22 protein-coding genes and 1 pseudogene are annotated in these 19,112 nt (G+C 70.7%); 10 read left to right on the forward strand and 13 right to left on the reverse strand.

What is annotated here, in order from left to right; genetic code table 11:
* The first annotated feature begins 87 nt into the window (after positions 1-87).
* Both ICC28_RS16820 and ICC28_RS16825 read left to right on the forward strand, forming a co-directional pair.
* On the forward strand, positions 88-543 hold the full coding sequence (locus tag ICC28_RS16820) for a hypothetical protein (protein ID WP_188289375.1): 456 nt from the start codon (positions 88-90) through the stop codon (positions 541-543).
* Between the two features lie 181 nt (positions 544-724).
* The gene (locus ICC28_RS16825; protein WP_188289376.1) at positions 725-1,450 is read left to right on the forward strand and encodes an NDP-sugar synthase; all 726 of its coding nucleotides are present in this window, start codon (positions 725-727) and stop codon (positions 1,448-1,450) included.
* Between the two features lie 6 nt (positions 1,451-1,456).
* Here the strand turns inward: ICC28_RS16825 and ICC28_RS16830 are convergent, their stop codons facing one another.
* The 7 genes from ICC28_RS16830 to ICC28_RS16860 all read right to left on the reverse strand — a co-directional run bounded on the left by ICC28_RS16830 (position 1,457) and on the right by ICC28_RS16860 (position 8,282).
* Positions 1,457-1,657, reverse strand: a complete 201-nt coding sequence (locus tag ICC28_RS16830; protein WP_188289377.1) for a hypothetical protein — start codon at positions 1,655-1,657, stop codon at positions 1,457-1,459.
* Positions 1,658-1,856: 199 nt separating this feature from the next.
* Positions 1,857-3,479, reverse strand: coding sequence for a DoxX family protein (locus ICC28_RS16835; RefSeq protein ID WP_188289378.1), 1,623 nt, complete (start codon positions 3,477-3,479; stop codon positions 1,857-1,859).
* A gap of 230 nt (positions 3,480-3,709) precedes the next feature.
* Positions 3,710-4,651 (reverse strand): 23S rRNA (guanosine(2251)-2'-O)-methyltransferase RlmB, encoded by a 942-nt coding sequence (rlmB, locus tag ICC28_RS16840; RefSeq protein WP_188289379.1) that lies wholly within the window; start codon positions 4,649-4,651, stop codon positions 3,710-3,712.
* Between the two features lie 98 nt (positions 4,652-4,749).
* On the reverse strand, positions 4,750-6,144 hold the full coding sequence (gene cysS, locus ICC28_RS16845; protein WP_188289380.1) for a cysteine--tRNA ligase: 1,395 nt from the start codon (positions 6,142-6,144) through the stop codon (positions 4,750-4,752).
* 53 nt (positions 6,145-6,197) lie between these two features.
* Positions 6,198-6,695 carry a 2-C-methyl-D-erythritol 2,4-cyclodiphosphate synthase gene (gene ispF, locus ICC28_RS16850; RefSeq protein WP_188289381.1) on the reverse strand — a complete coding sequence of 166 codons (498 nt, stop codon included), beginning with the start codon at positions 6,693-6,695 and terminating at the stop codon, positions 6,198-6,200.
* Positions 6,685-7,434 (reverse strand): 2-C-methyl-D-erythritol 4-phosphate cytidylyltransferase, encoded by a 750-nt coding sequence (gene ispD / locus ICC28_RS16855; RefSeq protein WP_188289382.1) that lies wholly within the window; start codon positions 7,432-7,434, stop codon positions 6,685-6,687. The genes ispF and ispD overlap by 11 nt, the downstream gene beginning before the upstream one ends.
* Before the next feature lie 365 nt (positions 7,435-7,799).
* Positions 7,800-8,282, reverse strand: a complete 483-nt coding sequence (locus ICC28_RS16860; RefSeq protein WP_003953493.1) for a CarD family transcriptional regulator — start codon at positions 8,280-8,282, stop codon at positions 7,800-7,802.
* A gap of 612 nt (positions 8,283-8,894) precedes the next feature.
* On the opposite strand from ICC28_RS16860, the gene ICC28_RS16865 reads away from it, so the two are divergent.
* Positions 8,895-9,554, forward strand: coding sequence for a DUF461 domain-containing protein (locus ICC28_RS16865; protein ID WP_188289383.1), 660 nt, complete (start codon positions 8,895-8,897; stop codon positions 9,552-9,554).
* Positions 9,555-9,644: 90 nt separating this feature from the next.
* Here ICC28_RS16865 and ICC28_RS16870 read toward each other — a convergent pair whose 3' ends face one another.
* Positions 9,645-10,325 carry a response regulator transcription factor gene (locus ICC28_RS16870; protein ID WP_015659563.1) on the reverse strand — a complete coding sequence of 227 codons (681 nt, stop codon included), beginning with the start codon at positions 10,323-10,325 and terminating at the stop codon, positions 9,645-9,647.
* On the reverse strand, positions 10,322-11,572 hold the full coding sequence (locus tag ICC28_RS16875) for a sensor histidine kinase (RefSeq protein ID WP_188289384.1): 1,251 nt from the start codon (positions 11,570-11,572) through the stop codon (positions 10,322-10,324). The genes ICC28_RS16870 and ICC28_RS16875 overlap by 4 nt, the downstream gene beginning before the upstream one ends.
* A 227-nt stretch (positions 11,573-11,799) precedes the next feature.
* Between ICC28_RS16875 and phoU the strand changes: the two genes are divergently transcribed.
* The 3 genes from phoU to ICC28_RS16890 all read left to right on the forward strand — a co-directional run bounded on the left by phoU (position 11,800) and on the right by ICC28_RS16890 (position 13,218).
* On the forward strand, positions 11,800-12,492 hold the full coding sequence (phoU, locus tag ICC28_RS16880) for a phosphate signaling complex protein PhoU (RefSeq protein ID WP_188289385.1): 693 nt from the start codon (positions 11,800-11,802) through the stop codon (positions 12,490-12,492).
* Positions 12,493-12,688: 196 nt separating this feature from the next.
* Positions 12,689-12,853 carry a hypothetical protein gene (locus tag ICC28_RS16885; protein ID WP_188289386.1) on the forward strand — a complete coding sequence of 55 codons (165 nt, stop codon included), beginning with the start codon at positions 12,689-12,691 and terminating at the stop codon, positions 12,851-12,853.
* Between the two features lie 116 nt (positions 12,854-12,969).
* Positions 12,970-13,218, forward strand: a complete 249-nt coding sequence (locus tag ICC28_RS16890) for an SCO4226 family nickel-binding protein (RefSeq protein WP_188289387.1) — start codon at positions 12,970-12,972, stop codon at positions 13,216-13,218.
* 8 nt (positions 13,219-13,226) lie between these two features.
* On the opposite strand, the gene ICC28_RS16895 is transcribed toward ICC28_RS16890, so the two are convergent.
* Entirely contained in the window at positions 13,227-14,189 is a 963-nt protein-coding gene (locus ICC28_RS16895) for a nuclear transport factor 2 family protein (protein ID WP_188289388.1), read from the reverse strand.
* A gap of 209 nt (positions 14,190-14,398) precedes the next feature.
* On the opposite strand from ICC28_RS16895, the gene ICC28_RS16900 reads away from it, so the two are divergent.
* Complete coding sequence (locus ICC28_RS16900) at positions 14,399-14,695, forward strand: ribosomal protein L7/L12 (RefSeq protein WP_188289389.1); 297 nt, start codon at positions 14,399-14,401, stop codon at positions 14,693-14,695.
* 286 nt (positions 14,696-14,981) lie between these two features.
* Here the strand turns inward: ICC28_RS16900 and ICC28_RS16905 are convergent, their stop codons facing one another.
* Positions 14,982-15,476: a nitroreductase/quinone reductase family protein gene (locus tag ICC28_RS16905; RefSeq protein ID WP_188289390.1), complete on the reverse strand. Its 495-nt coding sequence runs from the start codon at positions 15,474-15,476 to the stop codon at positions 14,982-14,984.
* 452 nt (positions 15,477-15,928) lie between these two features.
* On the opposite strand from ICC28_RS16905, the pseudogene ICC28_RS40580 reads away from it, so the two are divergent.
* Positions 15,929-16,184, forward strand: a pseudogene (locus tag ICC28_RS40580) (site-specific integrase); the annotation flags it as partial.
* A gap of 14 nt (positions 16,185-16,198) precedes the next feature.
* Positions 16,199-16,495, forward strand: a complete 297-nt coding sequence (locus ICC28_RS16910) for a ribosomal protein L7/L12 (protein ID WP_188289391.1) — start codon at positions 16,199-16,201, stop codon at positions 16,493-16,495.
* A gap of 80 nt (positions 16,496-16,575) precedes the next feature.
* Here the strand turns inward: ICC28_RS16910 and ICC28_RS16915 are convergent, their stop codons facing one another.
* Positions 16,576-17,337: a phosphoglyceromutase gene (locus ICC28_RS16915; RefSeq protein WP_188289392.1), complete on the reverse strand. Its 762-nt coding sequence runs from the start codon at positions 17,335-17,337 to the stop codon at positions 16,576-16,578.
* 151 nt (positions 17,338-17,488) lie between these two features.
* On the opposite strand from ICC28_RS16915, the gene ICC28_RS16920 reads away from it, so the two are divergent.
* On the forward strand, positions 17,489-18,745 hold the full coding sequence (locus tag ICC28_RS16920) for an MDR family MFS transporter (RefSeq protein WP_188289393.1): 1,257 nt from the start codon (positions 17,489-17,491) through the stop codon (positions 18,743-18,745).
* 54 nt (positions 18,746-18,799) lie between these two features.
* On the opposite strand, the gene ICC28_RS16925 is transcribed toward ICC28_RS16920, so the two are convergent.
* Entirely contained in the window at positions 18,800-19,021 is a 222-nt protein-coding gene (locus ICC28_RS16925; RefSeq protein ID WP_188289394.1) for a hypothetical protein, read from the reverse strand.
* Positions 19,022-19,112 lie beyond the last annotated feature (91 nt).

Below are 19,112 nucleotides of genomic sequence, written 5' to 3' on the forward strand. Positions count from 1 at the left end.
CGCACTACCCAAAAAGCGGCACCATTTCGTCCCCCGAACCGGTGACTAAATGTCGCCAAATCATTACCGGACGCTACCCTCACTCGCGTGAAGCACTCCACTAACCAACAGACGCGTCGCGGCCGGGGCCCCGCCCGCCTGATCGGCCGCTCCCTCGCCCTCGTCCTGCCCGTCGTCCTGGTGCTCTCCGGGACCCTCGCGGTCACCCGGGTCAACTGGTCGGGGAACCCCTCGGACTCGGTGCTCACCGCGTCGGACGCCTCGGTGTCGGACGCCAAGCCGGGCGACACGCCCCGTGCCCCGCACGACGTGCTGCGCGACCGGTTGCTGACCGAGCTCCAGCGGGAGGACCCGGGCGTCGCGCTCACCCACCTCCAGGAGGCCGTCAACGGCCGCCCGTCGCTCGCCAAGCACTGCGCCTCCATCGCCCGCGCCCTCGGGCACGCCGCGGTCCGCCTGTACGGCCCGACCCGCGCCCAGTCCTACGCCCGCCCGGTCTGCGACACGTCGTTCGCGTCGGGAGTGCTGGCAGCGCACAGCTGATGACGAGGGGCCTGCGTCCCTGACGGGCCCGTCAGGGACGCAGGCCCGTCAGGAGCGCGGGGCTGTATTCATGTGCGGCTCCGCCGCGCGGGCGCGACCAGCCCCCACGACGCCGCACCCGCAAACACACAGAACCCCCCGAGCTCATAGGCGCACGCCCGGTCCCGCCTACAGTTCGCCCATGACGACCGCCGCCCCTCACCCCGTACAAGCCGTGATCCTCGCCGGAGGCCAGGGCTCCCGGCTGCGCCCGTACACCGACGACCGCCCCAAGCCCATGGTCGAAATCCCCGGCACGGGCACGCCGATCATCGGTCACCAGCTCGCCTGGCTCGCCGAGGAGGGCGTGACCGACGTCGTGGTCAGCTGCGGCCACCTGGCGGACGTACTCAAGGAGTGGCTCGCGTCGGCGGACCTCCCCGTGCGGGTGACCACCGTCGTCGAGGCCGAGCCCCTCGGACGCGGCGGCGGCCTGAAGTACGCGGCCGCTCACCTGCCGTACCCCGACCGGCCCTGGTACGCCACCAACGGGGACATCTGGACCCGCTTCTCGCTGCGGGACATGGCCGGCTTCCACACCGAGCGGGACGCGGTCGCGACCCTTGCGCTGGCACGGCCGCGCATCCCCTGGGGGGCCGTACGGACCGACGGCTTCGGACACGTCACGGACTTCATCGAGGCGCCGCCGACGACGTACGAGATCAATGCGGGCGTCTACGTCTTCGCGCCGGAGTTCGCCGCGCTGCTGCCCGAGCGCGGGGACCACGAGCGGACGACGTTCCCGCGGCTCGCGCGGGAGCGGAGGCTGGCCGGGTTCCCCCTCCCCCAGGGCGCGTACTGGCGGGCCATCGACACGGCGAAGGACCTGACCGAGGCGGCCAGGGAGCTGGCCGCCCTCAAGTCCTGACGCGCCTCACCGACACAGGGCCTCCACCGGCCGGATCCGGGCCGCGCACATCGTCGGGCAGAGCCCCGCGAGCACACCGGCGACCAGGACGCACGCCGGGGCCGCGGCGAGCGTGCCGGTGTGGCCCACCGGCGCCCAGGCGCGGACCGTCGGCGCCCCGGCATGGAACCACCGGCGTGCCGTTGTGGCCCACCGGCATCCCGGCATGGAACCACCGGCATCCCGGCGCGAACCACCGGCGCCCCGGCGCGGACCACCGGCATCCCGGCGCGAACCACCGCAACGACGGCCACGGTGAACACGCCGAAGCACGGCGAAGGCCGACACGGAGTTCGTGTCGGCCTTCGGCTCAAGGGTTCGTCGTGTCAGCCGGTGGGCTACCCCAGAATGCCGCCCACCGGCCCGTCTACCCCAACAGGCCGCCCACCAGGCCCGGTTCACCGGAGGTGGATCCTCCGCCTCCCGAGCCGCCCGGCGTGCCGCTGCCGCCGGTGGTGCCGCCCGAGGTCGGGCCGGAGCTGGTGCTCGGGGCCTCGTCCACCGGGGTGGTCTGCTGGGGCGGGGCCTCGCCCGTGGTGCCCTGGGTCTGGCTCGGGGACGTGCCCGCGGCGCCCGCGGTGCTGGTGTCCCTGGTGGCGCCCGGCGTCGTGGCGGCGCCTGCCGTCGGTGACGAAGTGGCGCCCTGGGTGGGCGAGGTGGAGGCCGACGGGGTGCGCTTCTGCTTCCGCCCGGGCTCCGAGGGGAGCGGGGAGCCGGGCAGCTCGTTGCGCGGGGCCTCGCCGGGCCCGGGGACGACCACCCGGTCGGCGTCGCGCACGGCACCGCCGAGCAGCGAGCCGAGCAGCAGGGTCAGGCCTACGACGATGGCGGTGACCAGAGTGCCGCGGCGCAGCACATAGCGGCGCAGGTCCCAGATGTCGGCGCGGGGACCGAGCCGCCGCCAGGCGTTGCCCGCGAGCCGCCCGTCGACGGAGTAGACGGGGGCGCCGGCGATGATCAGCGGGGACCAGGCGGCGAGGTAGATGATGTCGGGGGCGTCGTAGGCGGGGACGCTCTTCCAGCTCACGGTGACGAGCAGCGCGGCCGACAGCAGCGCGCCGATCACGGCGGCGACCCGCTGCCAGCAGCCCAGGACCGTGAGGACGCCCACGATGACCTGGAAGAAGGCGATGACCAGGCCGGAGCCGACGGGGTGCTCGAGGGCGAACTGCCGCAGCGGCTCGGCGACTTCCCAGGGGTGCAGGGTGTTGAGCCACTTCACCATCGAGCCGCGCTTGCCGCCGTCGAAGTAGACGGGGTCGCACAGCTTGCCCATGCCGGCGTAGATGGAGATGAAGCCGAGGAAGATGCGCAGCGGGAGGAGGACCACGCCCAGGTTCATCCGGCGGCCCGGGTAGTAGGCGTGCCGGGCCGGTTCGTCGCCGGAACGCCCGGTCCGCGAGTCGTCGCCGGAATCCGCGAACCGCTGCTCGTCGTAGGCGAGTTCCTCGTCGTAGGAGCTGCCCACCGGGCGCATGTCGGGCAGCAGCCGGGTGGCGTCGCCGTCCGGCGGGGTGCGCTGGGCGCCGACGACGGGGGTCTCCACGGTCTGGGCGAGGTCGTCGTAACCGTCGTCGCCGTAAGGGCCGTCTGCGATGTCCACGCGCGGGATGACCTGGGTGGCGCCGGCGTCGTTCGGTTCCTCGCCGTGGCGGACGCTGCCGCCCCGCACCGCCTGCAGCAGCCGGTGGGCGCCGGTGTCGTCCGGGGCGGACTTGCCGCTCCAGACCACCGGCCGACGGCGGGCGCCGGTCGCCGCGCCGACCGCGGGGATGCGGGCGGTGTCCTCGCCGGCGGTCAAGTCCCGTGCGATCCGCGGTGATTGGGTGCGCCGCGTCGACGCGCCCAACTGCACGCGGAAGCTCGCATGATTGACGATGATCTGCGCCGGATCGCTCGGCACCTTCACCATGCTCAGCGCGGGAGCGTCGTCGAATCCCGACGAGCGGTCCCCCGTGGGTGTGCGGGGTGTTCTGGTGTCCACACTCATCTAACCGAGTGACGTGTGTTTAGGACACTGCTTTGACCTCCCGGATCTGTCCGGACCGCGTCAAGCTCACGCCGCGCGGCCGGATTACCCCGCACGGGTGACGCCCCCCGACACCAGTCCGGACCGAGCGCTCCGCCGGAAGCACGGCGACGGACCGTCGTTCGTCCGCGGCACCGCCGTAGCCGGTCGCACAGTTCCCCGCGCCCCTCCGGGGCGCCCCCGTGCCCGTCTCAGGCGCGGCGTCGTGCCGTCTCGTACAGGACGATGCCCGCCGCCACGCCGGCGTTCAGGGACTCGGCGCCGCCCGGCATCGGGATGCGGACGCGGAAGTCGCAGGTCTCGCCGACCAGGCGGGACAGGCCCTTGCCCTCGCTGCCGACGACGATGGCGACGGGGCCGCCGAGGGCCTCGAGATCGCCGAGTTCGACCTCGCCGTCCGCGGCGAGACCGACGACGACGATGCCGGCCTTCTTGTAGGCCTCCAGCGCGCGCGTGAGGTTGGTGGCGCGGGCGACCGGCGTACGGGCGGCGGTGCCGGCGGAGGTCTTCCAGGCGCCGGCGGTCATGCCGGCCGCGCGCCGCTCGGGCACCACGACGCCGTGGCCGCCGAAGGCGGAGACGGAGCGCACGACGGCACCGAGGTTGCGCGGGTCGGTGACGCCGTCCAGGGCGACGATCAGCGGGTCCTCGCCGTCGTCGAACGCGGCGCTCACGAGGTCCTCGGGGTGGGCGTACTCGTACGGCGGCACCTGCAGGACCAGGCCCTGGTGGTTGAGGCCGTTCGTCATCCGGTCCAGCTCGGGACGCGGGGCCTCCATGAGGTTGATGCCCCCGCGGTCGGCCGCGAGCTGGAGCGCCTCGCGCACCCGCTCGTCGTTGTCGATGAACTGCTGGACGTAGAGGGTGTTCGCGGGCACGCCCTCGCGCAGCGCCTCGACGACCGGGTTGCGCCCGACGACCAGCTCGGACGTGCCCTTGCCGCCCCGGCCGCGCGGCGCCGGACGGCGCTGGACCTGCTTGGCCTTGGCGGTGGCGATGCGGTTCTTCTTGTGCCCCTTGCGCATCTCGGCGGGCGGCGTCGGACCCTTGCCTTCCAGGCCCCGGCGCCGCTGGCCGCCACTGCCGACCTGCGCGCCCTTCTTGCCGGACATGCGGCGGTTGTTCGCGGCCATGACCTACCTGTCTGTGTGGAGAGATGGAACGACGGAAAAGTCGTATGTCTATGCAGTGTGCCGCCCGGAGGGCCGGGCGGCACAATCGATCACTGCGCTCAGCGCGCGCCGAGGCTCCAGCGCGGCCCCTGCGGACCGTCCTCGATCGCCAGCCCGGACTCCTTGAGCCGATCCCGGATGGCGTCCGCGGTGGCCCAGTCCTTACGGGCCCGCGCGGCTTCCCGCTGGTCCAGCACGAGGCGTACGAGGCTGTCGACCACGCCGTGCAGATCGTCGCCCCGGTCGGACTCCCCCGCCCACTGCGCGTCCAGCGGATCGAGGCCGAGCACGCCGAGCATGGCGCGCACCTCGGCGAGGCGGGCCACGGCGGCTTCCTTGTCGTCGGCGGCGAGCGCGGAGTTGCCCTGCCGGACGGTGGTGTGCACGACGGCCAGCGCCTGCGGGACGCCCAGGTCGTCGTCCATCGCCTCGGCGAAGGCGCTCGGCACCTCGGCGGCCGGCGCGACGGGCCCGGCCAGCTCCACCACGCGCTGCACGAAGCCCTCGATCCGGGTGAACGCGGCCTCGGCCTCGCGCAGGGCCTCCTCGCTGTACTCGATCATCGAGCGGTAGTGCGGGGTGCCGAGGTAGTAGCGCAGCACGACGGGCCGCCAGTGCTTGACCATCTCGCTGACGAGCACGGAGTTGCCCAGCGACTTGGACATCTTCTCGCCGCTCATGGTGACCCAGGCGTTGTGTACCCAGTACTGGGCGAAGTCGTCGCCGAAGGCCTTGGCCTGCGCGATCTCGTTCTCGTGGTGCGGGAAGACCAGGTCCAGGCCGCCGCCGTGGATGTCGAAGGCGGAGCCCAGGTACTTGTGGGCCATCGCCGAGCACTCCAGGTGCCAGCCGGGACGGCCGCGGCCCCACGGGGTCTCCCAGTCGGGCTCGCCCGGCTTGCTCGCCTTCCACATGGCGAAGTCACGCGGGTCGCGCTTGCCGGAGACGCCCTCGTCGGGCTGGCGCAGGTCGTCGATGTCCTGGTTGGACAGCGCCAGGTAGTCCGGGAAGGAGCGCACGTCGAAGTAGACGCTGCCGTCCGCCTCGTAGGCGTGCCCGCGCTCGATCAGGCCGCGCATCATCTCGACCATCTCGGTGACATGACCGGTGGCGCGCGGCTCGTACGTCGGCGGCAGGCAGCCGAGTGCGGTGTAGCCGTCGTTGAACGCGCGCTCGTTCTCGTAGCCGATGGACCACCAGGGGCGGCCCTGGTCGGCGGACTTGGTGATGATCTTGTCGTCGATGTCCGTGACGTTCCGGACGAACGTGACGTCGTAGCCGCGGTACTCGAACCAGCGGCGCATGATGTCGAAGTTCAGCCCGGAACGGATGTGCCCGATGTGCGGTGCGGCCTGCACGGTGGCGCCGCAGAGGTAGATCGAGACACAGCCCGGCGTGAGCGGGGTGAAGTCACGGATCTGCCGGGCGCTGGTGTCGTACAGGCGAATAGTCACGGGTCCAAGGGTAGTAGGCGTTCCCCTGTGCCTCCGACGGTTGTGGACAACGCTCACCCCGCCGATCTGGCCACCAGCGCGGTCGCCACCGCCATCAGACCTTCACCCCTACCGGGGAAGCCGAGACCGTCCGTCGTGGCGCCCGACACCGAAACGGGTGCCCCGGCCGCCTCCGAGAGGATCTTCTGGGCCTCGTCACGGCGCTTGCCGATCTTCGGGCGGGGGCCGACGACCTGCACCGCGATGTTGCCGATGACGAAGCCGGCCTCGCGGACGATCCGGGCCGCCTCCGTCAGCAGGGTGACGCCGGAGGCGCCGGACCACTCGGGCCGGCCGGTGCCGAAGTGCTGTCCGAGGTCGCCGAGCCCGGCGGCGGAGAAGAGCGCGTTGCACGCGGCGTGCGCGACGACGTCGGCGTCGGAGTGGCCGGCCAGGCCGGTCCCCTCGCCCTCCCACTTCAGGCCCGCGCACCACAGCTCGCGGCCCTCCTCGAAGGCGTGGATGTCGGTGCCGATGCCGACCTGGGGAAGCAGCGGCGCCTCAGAAGCCATCGTTGAGCCTCCTGCGCGCGAGGACCGCCTCGGCCAGCACCAGGTCCAGCGGCCGGGTGACCTTGAATGCCTCCTCGTGGCCGGGCACGACCACGACGGCGCCGCCGAGCTGCTCGACCATGCTCGCGTCGTCGGTCACGTCGTCGGTGACCGTCTCGTGGGCGCGGACCAGGGTCGCCCGGTCGAAGCCCTGCGGTGTCTGCACGGCCCGCAGCCGGGCCCGCTCCGGGGTGGCGACGACCGGCTCGGGCGCGCCCTCCGCGGCCGGCCCGACCTCCTTGACGGTGTCGGCGAGCGGCAGGGCGGGGACCACGGCCACCGCGCCCTCCCGTACGGCCTCGATCACGGCGTCGACCGTGTCCACGGGGACCAGCGGGCGGGCCGCGTCGTGGACGAGGACGATGTCGTACTCGGGCGGCAGGGCGTCCAGGCCGAGGTGCACGGATTCCTGGCGGGACTCGCCGCCCGGGACGACGACGAAGTCGGTCCGGTCGGGCAGCGCGTGCGCGTCGAGCAGTGACTTCACCTCGGCGGCGCCGTCCGGCGGGGCCACGACGACGACCAGGGAGACGGCGCGGGACGCGGCCATCGCGCGTACCGCGTGGATCAGCATCGGGGTGCCGCCCAGCGCGCGGAGTGCCTTGGGCGCGCCGGGGCCGAGACGTACGCCTCGGCCGGCGGCCGGAATCACCGCCGCGGTACGGGCCTGCGCGGGCGTGGGGCGCGATTCGTCAGACATCGGTTCCTGTCAGGTTTGTGTGCTGGCCTTGCGTGGGTATGGCCTGGGAAGTGCCGGGCGCGACGCCTTGACCGGACCCTTCCGTGACCCCGGTCGAGCCTGCTGCCCGGGCCCGGCACGCCAAGTATCGGGGGAACCTTCCCCGAAGGACGCCTTGAAGCACGTACAAGAACGTCTTGTACCAAGAACGCCTTGTACTGGAACGCCCCGAGGCACGTACGGCGGTGGGACGGTACGCACAAACGCACATGCCGCAGCGCCCGGCGACTGTGAATACGTCATCGGGCACCGCGGCATTTCAGTGTGCTGCTGACTGAGCTTGTGCTGCTGAGTGAGCTGAGCGGGCTGGCTGCCTGCCGGCTGTGTCAGGACGCGAGAACCTCGTCGAGCAGGGCCTCGGCCTTGTCCTCGTTGGTGTTCTCCGCGAGAGCGAGCTCGCTCACCAGGATCTGGCGGGCCTTGGCGAGCATGCGCTTCTCACCGGCGGAGAGTCCGCGCTCGCGCTCACGACGCCACAGGTCACGCACGACTTCCGCGACCTTGATGACATCGCCGGAGGCGAGCTTCTCCAGATTTGCCTTGTAGCGACGCGACCAGTTCGTGGGCTCCTCGGCGTACGGCGCGCGCAGCACCTCGAAGACCCGGTCCAGTCCGTCCTGACCGACCACATCACGCACGCCGACGAACTCCGCATTGTCCGCTGGCACACGCACCGTCAGGTCACCCTGGGCGACCTTCAGCACCAAGTAGGTCTTGTCCACGCCTTTGATCTGGCGAGTTTCGATGGCCTCGATCAGCGCGGCCCCGTGATGGGGATAGACCACGGTGTCGCCAACCTTGAACGTCATGTGACAGGTACCCCTTCCGTGGCTATCCAGGGTAACACGGAAACTGCGGGTTCTGAATGGCGTTTTCGCAGGTCAGGGCATATCTCGGGGCTTGACAACAGTAACAGGAACGTGCTTCGCGGACCGATCGGAAGACGGTATTCGCAGGTCGGAGCGGCTCTCCGGGGGAGGAGAAACGCGCACGTTACACGCATCCACAGGCCCTGCCAAGCGGATGAACGTCCGCATATGTCCGGTTCCAAGTGTGCGACTTCCGCTACTCCGTTCGGTGTCCGGAGTCGGGTACCAGACGAATCCGGAATTGATCACGAGGAGCGCTCGACGCACAGTCGGTGATCAATTTCGGGACGGTCGTGCATTCCTGCACGGAAAATCTGCACATCGGCGCCGCGGCTATGCGCACGGGACTTATGCGAATGCGGGAGGCGCGTGGAGCCAATGTGACTCATGGGTCAACCGCGACGGACGGGACGGGTGAAGGAGTGGCTCTTCGCGGCTCGGGGGAGGGTCGGGTGCGGTCGCGCGGGAACGGCTCGGTAACCTAAAGGCCGCTGACAGACACTTAGGGCGGCTTTACGCGCCCCCCGTTCGAGTCAAGGAGTTGCCGCCGCCGTGAGCAGCAGCCTTCGACGCGGTGCCCTCGCCGCCGCCGCCATCGCGTTCTCGATCGCCTCGCTCGCCGCGTGCGGTGCCGGCAACAACGCCCAGACGCTGGAGATCAAGCCGGACAACGCGGCCACCGCGGTCGGCGACATCAAGATCCAGAACGCCATCGTCGTCACCCAGCCCGACCTGGAGTCGACCGGCCCCGCCGTCATCGCCGCGACCCTCTTCAACGACGGCACCACCGCCCAGAAGCTGGAGTCGATCACCGTCGACGGCAGCGGCAAGGCCGACCTCAAGCCCGCCAAGGGTCAGAGCCTGACCATCCCGGCCGGCGGCTCCCTGGTCCTGGGCGGCGAGAACAACGCCTCCGCGGTGCTGGACAGCGGCCGTGAGGCCATCAAGGACGGCGACGCCCAGAAGATCACCTTCACCTTCTCCAAGACGGGTGAGGTGAGCCTGCGCGCCTTCGTCGTGCCGGCCGAGAGCTACTTCAAGGACTGGGGCCCGGCCGAGGTCCCGGCCGCGCCCGGTGAGGAGACCGCGTCCCCCACGACGGAGCCCACGGGCGAGGCCACGGAGGAGGGCGCGGAGGGCGACGGCTCCACCGCCACCCCGGCCGACTCCGCCTCGGCCTCCGCGACGGAGGAGGCAGCGGCCGGCCACTGACGCCGCATACGGCTGTACGACGAAGGGCGGGACCTCGCGCAGAGGTCCCGCCCTTCGTCGTAGCCGTATGCGGCGTATGTACGGCGTTGTTTACGGCTCGAACTTGTAGCCCAGGCCGCGCACCGTCACCAGATAGCGGGGCGCGCCCGGGTCCGGCTCGATCTTCGCGCGCAGGCGCTTGACGTGGACGTCGAGGGTCTTGGTGTCGCCCACGTAGTCGGCACCCCAGACGCGGTCGATGAGCTGCATGCGGGTCAGGACGCGGCCCGCGTTGCGCAGGAGCATCTCCAGCAGGTCGAACTCCTTCAGGGGCAGGTCGACCTTGGAGCCGGAGACGGTGACCACGTGCCGGTCGACGTCCATGCGGACCGGGCCCGCCTCCAGCGCGGCCGGGGTGACCTCCTCCGGCTCCCCGCGGCGGCGCAGGACGGCCCGGATACGGGCGACCAGCTCGCGGGAGGAGAACGGCTTGGTGACGTAGTCGTCGGCTCCTATCTCCAGCCCGACCACCTTGTCGATCTCGCTGTCCTTGGCGGTCACCATGATGACGGGGACGTTGGAGCGGCCGCGCAGCTGGCGGCAGACCTCGGTGCCCGGCAGGCCGGGCAGCATCAGGTCGAGGAGGACGAGGTCGGCGCCGTTGCGCTCGAACTCGTCGAGTCCGTCGGGCCCGGTGGTCGCGACCGCGACCTCGAAGCCCTCCTTGCGGAGCATGTACGACAGGGCGTCGGAGAAGGACTCCTCGTCCTCGACGACGAGCACACGGGTCACGGAAGGACCTCCGGGGCGGAAAGCGGTTCGTACGAATCATGGATGGACTGCCCGGCCTCGTCGTCGAGGGCGGGATTCTGCGACGCGCGGTCACGGGCCGCGCCCGCCTCCGGCAGCCTCAGAGTGAAGGTGGAGCCCTGTCCCTCGGAGCTCCACACCGTGACCTCCCCGCCGTGCGAGGCGGCCACGTGCTTGACGATCGCCAGCCCGAGTCCCGTACCGCCGGTGGCGCGGGAGCGGGCCGGGTCCACGCGGTAGAAGCGCTCGAAGATGCGCTCCTTGTCCTTGTCGGAGATGCCGATGCCCTGGTCGGTGACGGCGATCTCGATGAGGTCCCCGCCGGGCGCGGTCACGCGGCGGGCGGCGATGCCGACGCGGGTGCGGGCGGGAGAGTAGTTGACGGCGTTCTCGACGAGGTTGCCGAGGGCGGCGGCGAGCTGGCCGCGGTGGCCCCAGATGCTGAGGTCCGCGGTGCCGCCGGAGGCCATGGTGATCTGCTTCGTCCCGGCGGCGTGCCGGCAGCGGTCGACGGCCTCGGCGACCAGCTCGTCCACGCGCACGGGCTCGGCGTCCTCCAGCGGGTCGTCGTTCTGGACCCGGGAGAGGTCGATGAGCTCCTGGACGAGGTTGGTGAGCCGGGTCGCCTCGATCTGCATGCGCCCGGCGAACCGCTCCACGGCCTCCGGGTCGTCCGAGGCGTCCATGACGGCCTCGGACAGCAGGGAGAGCGCGCCGACCGGGGTCTTGAGCTCGTGGCTGACATTGGCGACGAAGTCGCGCCGTACCGCCTCTATCCGGCGGGCCTCGGTGAGGTCCTCGACGAGCAGGAGCACCAGCCGGGAGCCGAGCGGCGCCACCCGGGCGGAGACGGCGAGGGCCTCGCCGCGTCCGGTGCCGCGCCGGGGCAGGTCCAGCTCGACCTGGCGTATCTCGCCGTCGCGCCGGGTGTCCCGGGCCATCCGGAGCATCGGCTCCACCGCCAGCTTGCCGCCGCGCACCAGCCCGAGGGCGTAGGCGGCGGAACTGGCCTTCACGACGGCGTCGGCCTCGTCCAGGACGACCGCCGAGGAGCGGAGCACGGACAGGACCGTGTCCACGCCCGGCGGCAGCACCGGGTCGGTGTGCAGGGAGGTTCTGGTGGGTCGCGCCTGGTCGCGTTCGCTCCAGCGGAACGCCAGCATGGCGACCACGCCGGTGAGCACCCCGGCGATCGCTGCCGCTGCGGCGACCGCCGCGTTCACGTCCATGCCTCAAGGTTAGGCACGGGATCGCTCCAGGCCACAGCCATCGGAGTGCGAGCTCGAACACTCGTCGCCCAGAGTTCACCCGGGAGCTAGTAATGGTTCATTTGGGGTGACGGAAACCGACGCGTAGGGGGCCGAACGTGGGACCGTGGGGTTCGCACCGGCGGTCCGTGCCGGGGCCTCGGCCCCCGGAGCCCCCGAAGAACACGTACGTACGAGAGGGAACCCTGATGCGGGACGCGTACCACGAGGAACTTGACTCGATCAGCGACAGCCTGGTGGAGATGGCCCGCCTGGTCGGGTCGGCGATCGGGCGCGCCACGACGTCGATCCTCGACTCCGACCTGAAGCTGGCCGAGAGCGTGATCGAGGCGGACCAGAAGGTCGACGACCTCCAGCACGAGCTGGAGGCGCGGGCGATAGCGCTGCTCGCCCGTCAGCAGCCGGTCGCGACGGATCTGCGGATCGTCGTCACCTCGCTGCGGATGTCGGCCGACCTGGAGCGCTCGGGCGACCTCGCCCAGCACGTGGCGAAGCTGACCCGGCTGCGCTACCCCGAGCGGGCCATCCCGCACGACCTGCACGCCACGATCCTGGAGATGGGCCAGCTCGCGCAGCGCCTGATGGCGAAGGCGGCCGAGGTGATCGTGACGAAGGACGTCGACCTGGCGCTCCAGCTGGAGACCGACGACGACGAGATGGACCTGCTGCACCGCACCCTCTTCCAGCACCTGATGGACGAGCGCTGGAAGCACGGCATCGAGACCGCCGTCGACGTCACCCTGCTGGGCCGCTACTACGAGCGGTTCGCCGACCACGCGGTGGCGGTCGCCAAGCGCGTGGTCTTCCTGGTGACGGGCGAACACGCGGACGAGCTCCAGGGGACGGATGTGGCGTCGGTGGCGGGGGTGGAAGGGGCCTGAGAACGAGGGGCCTCCTCCCCTGCGGGGTCTGATGGCGGGCGGGCCTCCTCCCGCACGGGGATCTGGGCACGCCCGGATCCTGCGCGGGAGGGCGCCCGGTTGCCGGACGGGGCGCGTGGAAGCCTCAGTGCGCCGTTGATGCGCCCAGCGGAGCGGGCATGCAATGGGCACAGGCACGAGCCCTGAAGGAGGGACCATGGCCGAATCCCCCAGCACGCCCGGCACGACGCCCGACCCCACGCAGGAGCAGCGGACCGAGCAGCCCGCCGAGATCAGGAACCTGATGCTGATCGGAGCGTGCGGCTGCGGGTCGGGCTGCGGCTGCGGCTGCCAGTCCGGCAATCCGTGCCAGTGCGGATGACGTCCCTACGACGTTGAAGGGCCCCGGCGCAGGCCGGGGCCCTTCGTCGTGCCGACGGGCGGCTCGGGGCGCAGTATGGAGGGAGGGGCGGGCGTCCGAGAGGAGGTGGGCCGGTCATGGCGCAGTTCATGGACGTGCACCACGGGATGCAGGGCATCACCGCAGAGCAGCTGAACGAGGCCCACAAGGCCGACCTCGCCATCGAGAAGGACGAGGGCGTGCACTCCGAACGGGCCTGGGCGGACCCGGAGTCCGGCATCGTCTACTGCCTCTCCGAGGCACCCTCGGCCGAGGCCGTCCAGCGCGTCCACGAGCGCGCCGGGCACAAGGCCGACGAGATCCACGCGGTGCCGCTGTCGATCTGACCCGGTTCCTAGAACATCGTGTTGTCGTTCGCCGAAGTCTCCGGCACGTCCTGCAGCGCGTCCCAGTGCTCGACGATCTTCCCGCCCCGCACCCGGAAGAGATCGACGACCGCCTGACCCCGCTCACCCGGTGCGTTCACGTAGTGGCTGTGGACCGCGACCAGGTCTCCCTCCGCGATCACCCGCTTCCGCGCGACCGTCAACTGCGGGAACTGCTCGAAGTAGCCGCCCAGCCCCGCCCTCACTCCCTCCACGCCGTCGGCGATGTTCGGGTTGTGCTGGTGGTACTCAGGGCCCCAGTAGCGGTCGAGCGCGGACAGGTCCTTGTCGACCAGGAGTTGGTCGAAGGCCTTGGTGACCAGCTTCTTGTTGTACCCGGTGACCCACCTCGCCCCCGGCTTCTCCGTCCGCGGCCAACTCTCCGTCGAGAACATGTCGTTGCCGTTGACCGAGCTCTCCGGCACGTCCTGCCCCACGTCCCAGTGCTCGGCGATCTTCCCGCCCTGGAAGCGGAAGATGTCGAAGACGGCGGTGCCCCGCGTGCCCGGCACCATGACGACGTTGGAGTGCACGAGAACGAGGTCGCCCTCGGAGATGACCCGCTTGATGTCGTACTTGGCGTCCGGGAACTGCTGGTGCAGCGCGACGCCGAGGTTCTTGAGCGTTTCGGCGCCGTCGGGGGCGAACGGGTTGTGCTGGATGTAGTCCGGGCGTACGTAACGGTCGACGACGGCCGTGTCGCCCTCCTCGAACACCCCCTTCAACACCCGGGCGACGACGGCCTTCTGGTAGCCGAGGCGGGCGTGGTCGCCGTATCCGGCGTGACCGGCGTGGCCGGCGTGGCCGACGGCGGCAGCAGGCGCTGAGGCGGGGACGGCGACGGCTACGGCCGGCACCGCGGCGGTGGCCAGCAGTGCGGCGGAGGCGGCCGCAGCGACGAAGGTCCTGCGGACAGAGGTGGTGGGGGGCACGGCACTCTCCAGGCAGTTGAAAGTTCAAGCTGACACTTGCCAAAGGAAAGCACTAACCAGGAGTTAGCGTCAAGATCCCGGGGTCGAGCGCTTCCGGCCCGCGGTCGACGCGGGCGCCGGACACGGCCTGCGGCAAGGCGAGCCCGAGAACCCGTGACTGCCGCCCTCGAAGGCGCGTACGCTCGCGTTCACCGAGGCAGGAGGGCGAGATGTCCGACGAGGGGTCCACCGAGTACCACGTCCCGCTCTGCGACGACCCGTCCCACGAGGTGCTGCTCATCGACTGCGGACCCCGCGAGACGGACGCGATCCGAGCCGTGCACAAGGTGACCGGGCTCAGCCTGTGGCACAGCCGGGCACTGGCACGCCGAGCACCCGTCACCCTCCTTCAGGGGCTGTCCGCGTACAGAGCCCAGTCCGCCGTCGCCGTACTCCAGAGCGCCGGCGCCCGAGCGGAGTGGCGCCAGGAGCCGAAGCCCGCACGGCGCACGACCACATCGCCGTAACCCGCTCAGAGGCGGCCGGGGACTGGTCAGATGTGATGGACTCGTGCGCCTGGTGGTCGTCGTTGGTCGTCATTGGCCACTGTCGAGCGGCATCGAGCGGCATCGGACTGTCGGGGGAACCGAGGGTGGTTCGAGCGTTGACCAGGGCAAATGGTCGGGACAGGGCCTCTGGTGCGGTTGTCGTGCGGTCTGACCGACGTCTGCTCGCAGGCAGGCGCTGCTGAGCACGGAGGGGTGGACGCCGTTCCCCTTGAGGTGCCGGTTGGAATGATGAGGCGTCGGCCGATCAGTTGCCCTGCGTAGGGTCCGGCACACTGGCTCGGGGCTCCAGAACCACCACCGCAGTGTCGTACGGCCGGCGTGCCGCGTAGGCGTCCAGATTCTTGTCGATCTCGCGCCACCTGGCCCACAGCCGTGACCGCTCATCACCCAGTGCGGCGCGACCGTGAACCAGCCGCTGCCCGTCGACCAGATCGGCGGTCACGTCCGGGTGGGCCTGCAAGTTGAGCCACCAGGCGGGCTCGGCCTCACCCCACCCGTTCATCGCGAGCGAGACCAGGTTCGGACCGTCTTCGAAGTACCCGATGATGACGCTGCGCCGACGGCCCGTGCGGCGGCCGGTGGTGGTCAGCCGCAGGGCGCCCCAGCCGTTGGCACGTGGCCGCCATAGGCCGAAGCGGCCTCCGAAGACCCGGTACAGACCCCGATGCGCGTACCAGGCCAGACGGATGACCCAGCGCGGCGGCAGCCAGGGTTTCTTGGCCCGTTGCTCGACCGACATGGCGACCTCCCGCCTGCCCGACAGCCTCGGTTGTGCACACGACGCTAACCGCGGTCGTCAACGGCCGGTAGAGTCGAACAGCCCTTTCGTGAACGGCGCCGAATGCGACGGAAACTGAGACGGACGGCGGGGCCTACCCCGGTCGCCGTGCACGTTCGCGGTCGAGCATGCGAACACTCCGGGTACGACCCTTGTGGTCACCACCGGCCAGCCACATCCGAGCAACTGGATCGGCGGTGAGGCAGAGCTCGTACTGCCGTCTGCTGTGGCTGCGGCTGTTCGGCTTGCCCTGTGTGAGGGGTGGACTCCGACGGCTATGGGCCCTGCGTTCCACCTCTACCAGCCCGTCGCCTTCTCGCCCTCGGCACAACGCTGTCCGGCAAGTCCATGTACCTGCGCCACCTCATCACCGGACTCGCCCCGTAACCGGTCGCCCTCGTCGGCATCGACTGCATGTCTGGCGTACGTCCCTCAACGAGGAGGTGTGGAAGCGGGCGCTTGCTGCGGCTGGGGCCATCCCCGAGCGGCAGCCAGGTGAGTCGTACGCCGAGTCTCGCGAGAACGGCACGCACGCGCTTCGGCACTTCTACGCCTGGGTGGTCCTTGACGGCCCTCCGCGTGTACGCCCATCTGATGCCGTCCAGCCAGGAGCGCACTCGAAAAGCCGTGGCTGGCGTTCTCGAGGGCGCGTACGCTCCCGTTCGCTGAGGCAGGAGGGCGAGATGTCCGACGAAGAGGCCACCGAGTACTACACGCTGCTCTGCGACGACCCGTCACACGAGGTGGTCCTCGTCGACTGTGGGCCCCGCGAGATGGATGTGATCCTGGCCGTGCGAAAGGTGACCGGGCAGAGCTTGTGGCACAGCCGGGTCCTGGCGCGCCAAGCCCCCGTGACCCTCCTTGGGGGTCTGTCTGCGTACCGGGCTCAGTCCGCTGTCGCTGTTCTCCAGAACGCCGGCGCCAGAGCGGAGTGGAGACAGGAGCCGGAGCCCGGAGAGCGCACGGCCCCATCGCCCTGACGGCCCGGAGACGGCCCAGAGGCAGCGAAAAGCCCCCTTCCGGCGGAGAAACCGCAGGAAGAGGGCTTACTCGTGGGCTCTTACTTCTTCTTGCCCTGGTTCTTGACCGCCTCGATGGCCGCTGCGGCCGCCTCGGGGTCGAGGTAGGTGCCGCCGGGGTTGAGGGGCTTGAAGTCGGCGTCCAGGTCGTAGGCGAGGGGGATGCCGGTGGGGATGTTCAGGCCCGCGATGTCGGCGTCGGAGATGCCGTCGAGGTGCTTGACGAGGGCGCGCAGGGAGTTGCCGTGGGCGGCGACGAGGACGGTGCGGCCCGCGAGGAGGTCGGGGACGATGCCGTCGTACCAGTACGGGAGCATGCGGACGACGACGTCCTTCAGGCACTCCGTGCGCGGGCGCAGCTCCGGCGGGATCGTCGCGTAGCGGGGGTCGTCCGACTGGGAGAACTCGGTGCCGTCCTCCAGCGGGGGCGGCGGGGTGTCGTAGGAGCGGCGCCACAGCATGAACTGCTCCTCGCCGAACTCGGCGAGGGTCTGGGCCTTGTCCTTGCCCTGGAGGGCGCCGTAGTGGCGCTCGTTCAGACGCCAGCTGCGGTGGACCGGGATCCAGTGGCGGTCCGCGGACTCGAGGGCCAGCTGGGCCGTGCGGATCGCGCGCTTCTGGAGGGACGTGTGGACCACGTCGGGGAGAAGATCGGCGTCCTTCAGAAGCTCGCCGCCGCGGACTGCCTCCTTCTCGCCCTTCTCGTTGAGGTTGACGTCCACCCAGCCGGTGAACAGGTTCTTCGCGTTCCATTCGCTCTCGCCGTGGCGGAGGAGGATCAGCTTGTACGGTGCGTCGGCCATGTGTAGGAGCGTAATCGAAGGTTTTGATCGCTTGCGCGTCCGCTCGAAGAGCGGACGGTTGACGGGTTCTGTTAATTGAGTGGTCCGCGACGGCCCCTCCTGCGTAAGTTGCGCATACCGCTTGTGACTCTTACACCTCTGGGAGACAGCCATGTCCGTCGCCGCCCTGCGACGTGCCGCCCGGGAGACCGTCTCCGGGCTCCCCCGTGAGTTCTGGTGGCTGTGGACCAGCACCCTGGTCAACCGGCTCGGCGCCTTCGTCGCCACCTTCATGGCCCTGTACCTGACCCTCGACCGCGGCTACTCCGCCTCCTACGCCGGTCTCGTCGCCGCCCTCCACGGCCTCGGCGGCGTGATCTCCTCCCTGGGCGCCGGGGTCATGACGGACCGGCTCGGGCGGCGGCCCACCCTGCTGGTCGCCCAGGCCTCCACCGCCGCCTCCGTCGCGCTGCTCGGGTTCATGCACCACCCCGTCGCCATCGCGGGCGTCGCCTTCCTCGTCGGCATGGCCTCCAACGCCTCCCGGCCGGCCGTGCAGGCGATGATGGCCGACATCGTGCGCCCCCAGGACCGGGTGCGGGCGTTCTCGCTCAACTACTGGGCCATCAACCTCGGTTTCGCCGTCTCCGCCATGGCCGCCGGGTTCATCGCCGAGTACAGCTACCTCGCCGGGTTCCTGATCGAAGCGGCCATGACGGCCGTCTGCGCCGTCGTCGTCTTCGTGAAGCTGCCCGAGTCCCGGCCCGAGAGCGGCGGGACCGTCAAGGCGGGGGACGCGGTCGGCCTGGGGACCGTGCTGCGCGACGGGCGCTTCATGGGAGTCGTCGGGCTGTCGTTCCTGGTCGCGCTGATCTTCCAGCAGGGTTCCGTGGGACTGCCGGTGGCCATGGGCGAGGCGGGCTTCACCCCGGCCGACTACGGCCTCGCCATCGCCGTCAACGGCGTACTCATCGTGGTCCTGCAGATCCCGGTCACCCGGTTCATCGAGCACCGGGACCCGCGGCGGCTGCTCGTGATCTCGTCCGTCCTCGCGGGCTACGGCTTCGGCCTCACCGCCTTCGCCGGGTCAGTCGGCGTCTTCGCGCTCACCGTCTGCGTGTGGACCCTCGCCGAGATCGTCAACGCGCCCACGCAGACCGGGCTCGTCGTCCGCCTCTCCCCCGTGCACGGACGCGGCCGCTACCAGGGCATGTACACCATGTCCTGGGCGGTGGCCTCCCTCGTAGCCCCGCTGATGTCCGGCTTCGTCATCGACCACTACGGCGCCGAGTGGCTGTGGGGGCTGTGCGCCGTCATCGGCACGCTGGCGGGGCTCGGGTACGCGGTCCTGATGCGGCGGCTGCCGGCCGAGGAGCCGGTCGTCGAGGCCCCGGCGGCGCCGAAGCCCGACCTCAGCAGCACGGCCTGAAGCCCTCCGCCGGGGATTGTTCCCCCGGCGGAGGGCGGGTCCGCGAAGCCGCGATCAGATGGTGACCGTGACGCCGACCTGCTGGTACTGCGCGGCCGTGGCCAGGGCCTGGCCCTGGACCGCGCCGACCTGGGCGCCGACCTCGGACAGCACGTCCGCGCTGCTGACGACCGTGGGACCGGCGGTCACGGTGGCCTCGGGGTGCACGCCGCCGGAGACGGAGTCGAGGTCGGCGTCGGAGATCTCAAGGGTCTCGAACCGGGGAGCGGAGTTCATGGGGAAACTGCCCTTCACATGGGTGTTCACAGGGGAATGGATCCCGTTGGGGACGGGTGCGAGGGATCAAACCACGGAGTGCTCCGGCCCT

The organism is Streptomyces sp. TRM68416 (assembly GCF_014596915.1).
In the GTDB taxonomy this organism is placed as follows: domain Bacteria; phylum Actinomycetota; class Actinomycetes; order Streptomycetales; family Streptomycetaceae; genus Streptomyces.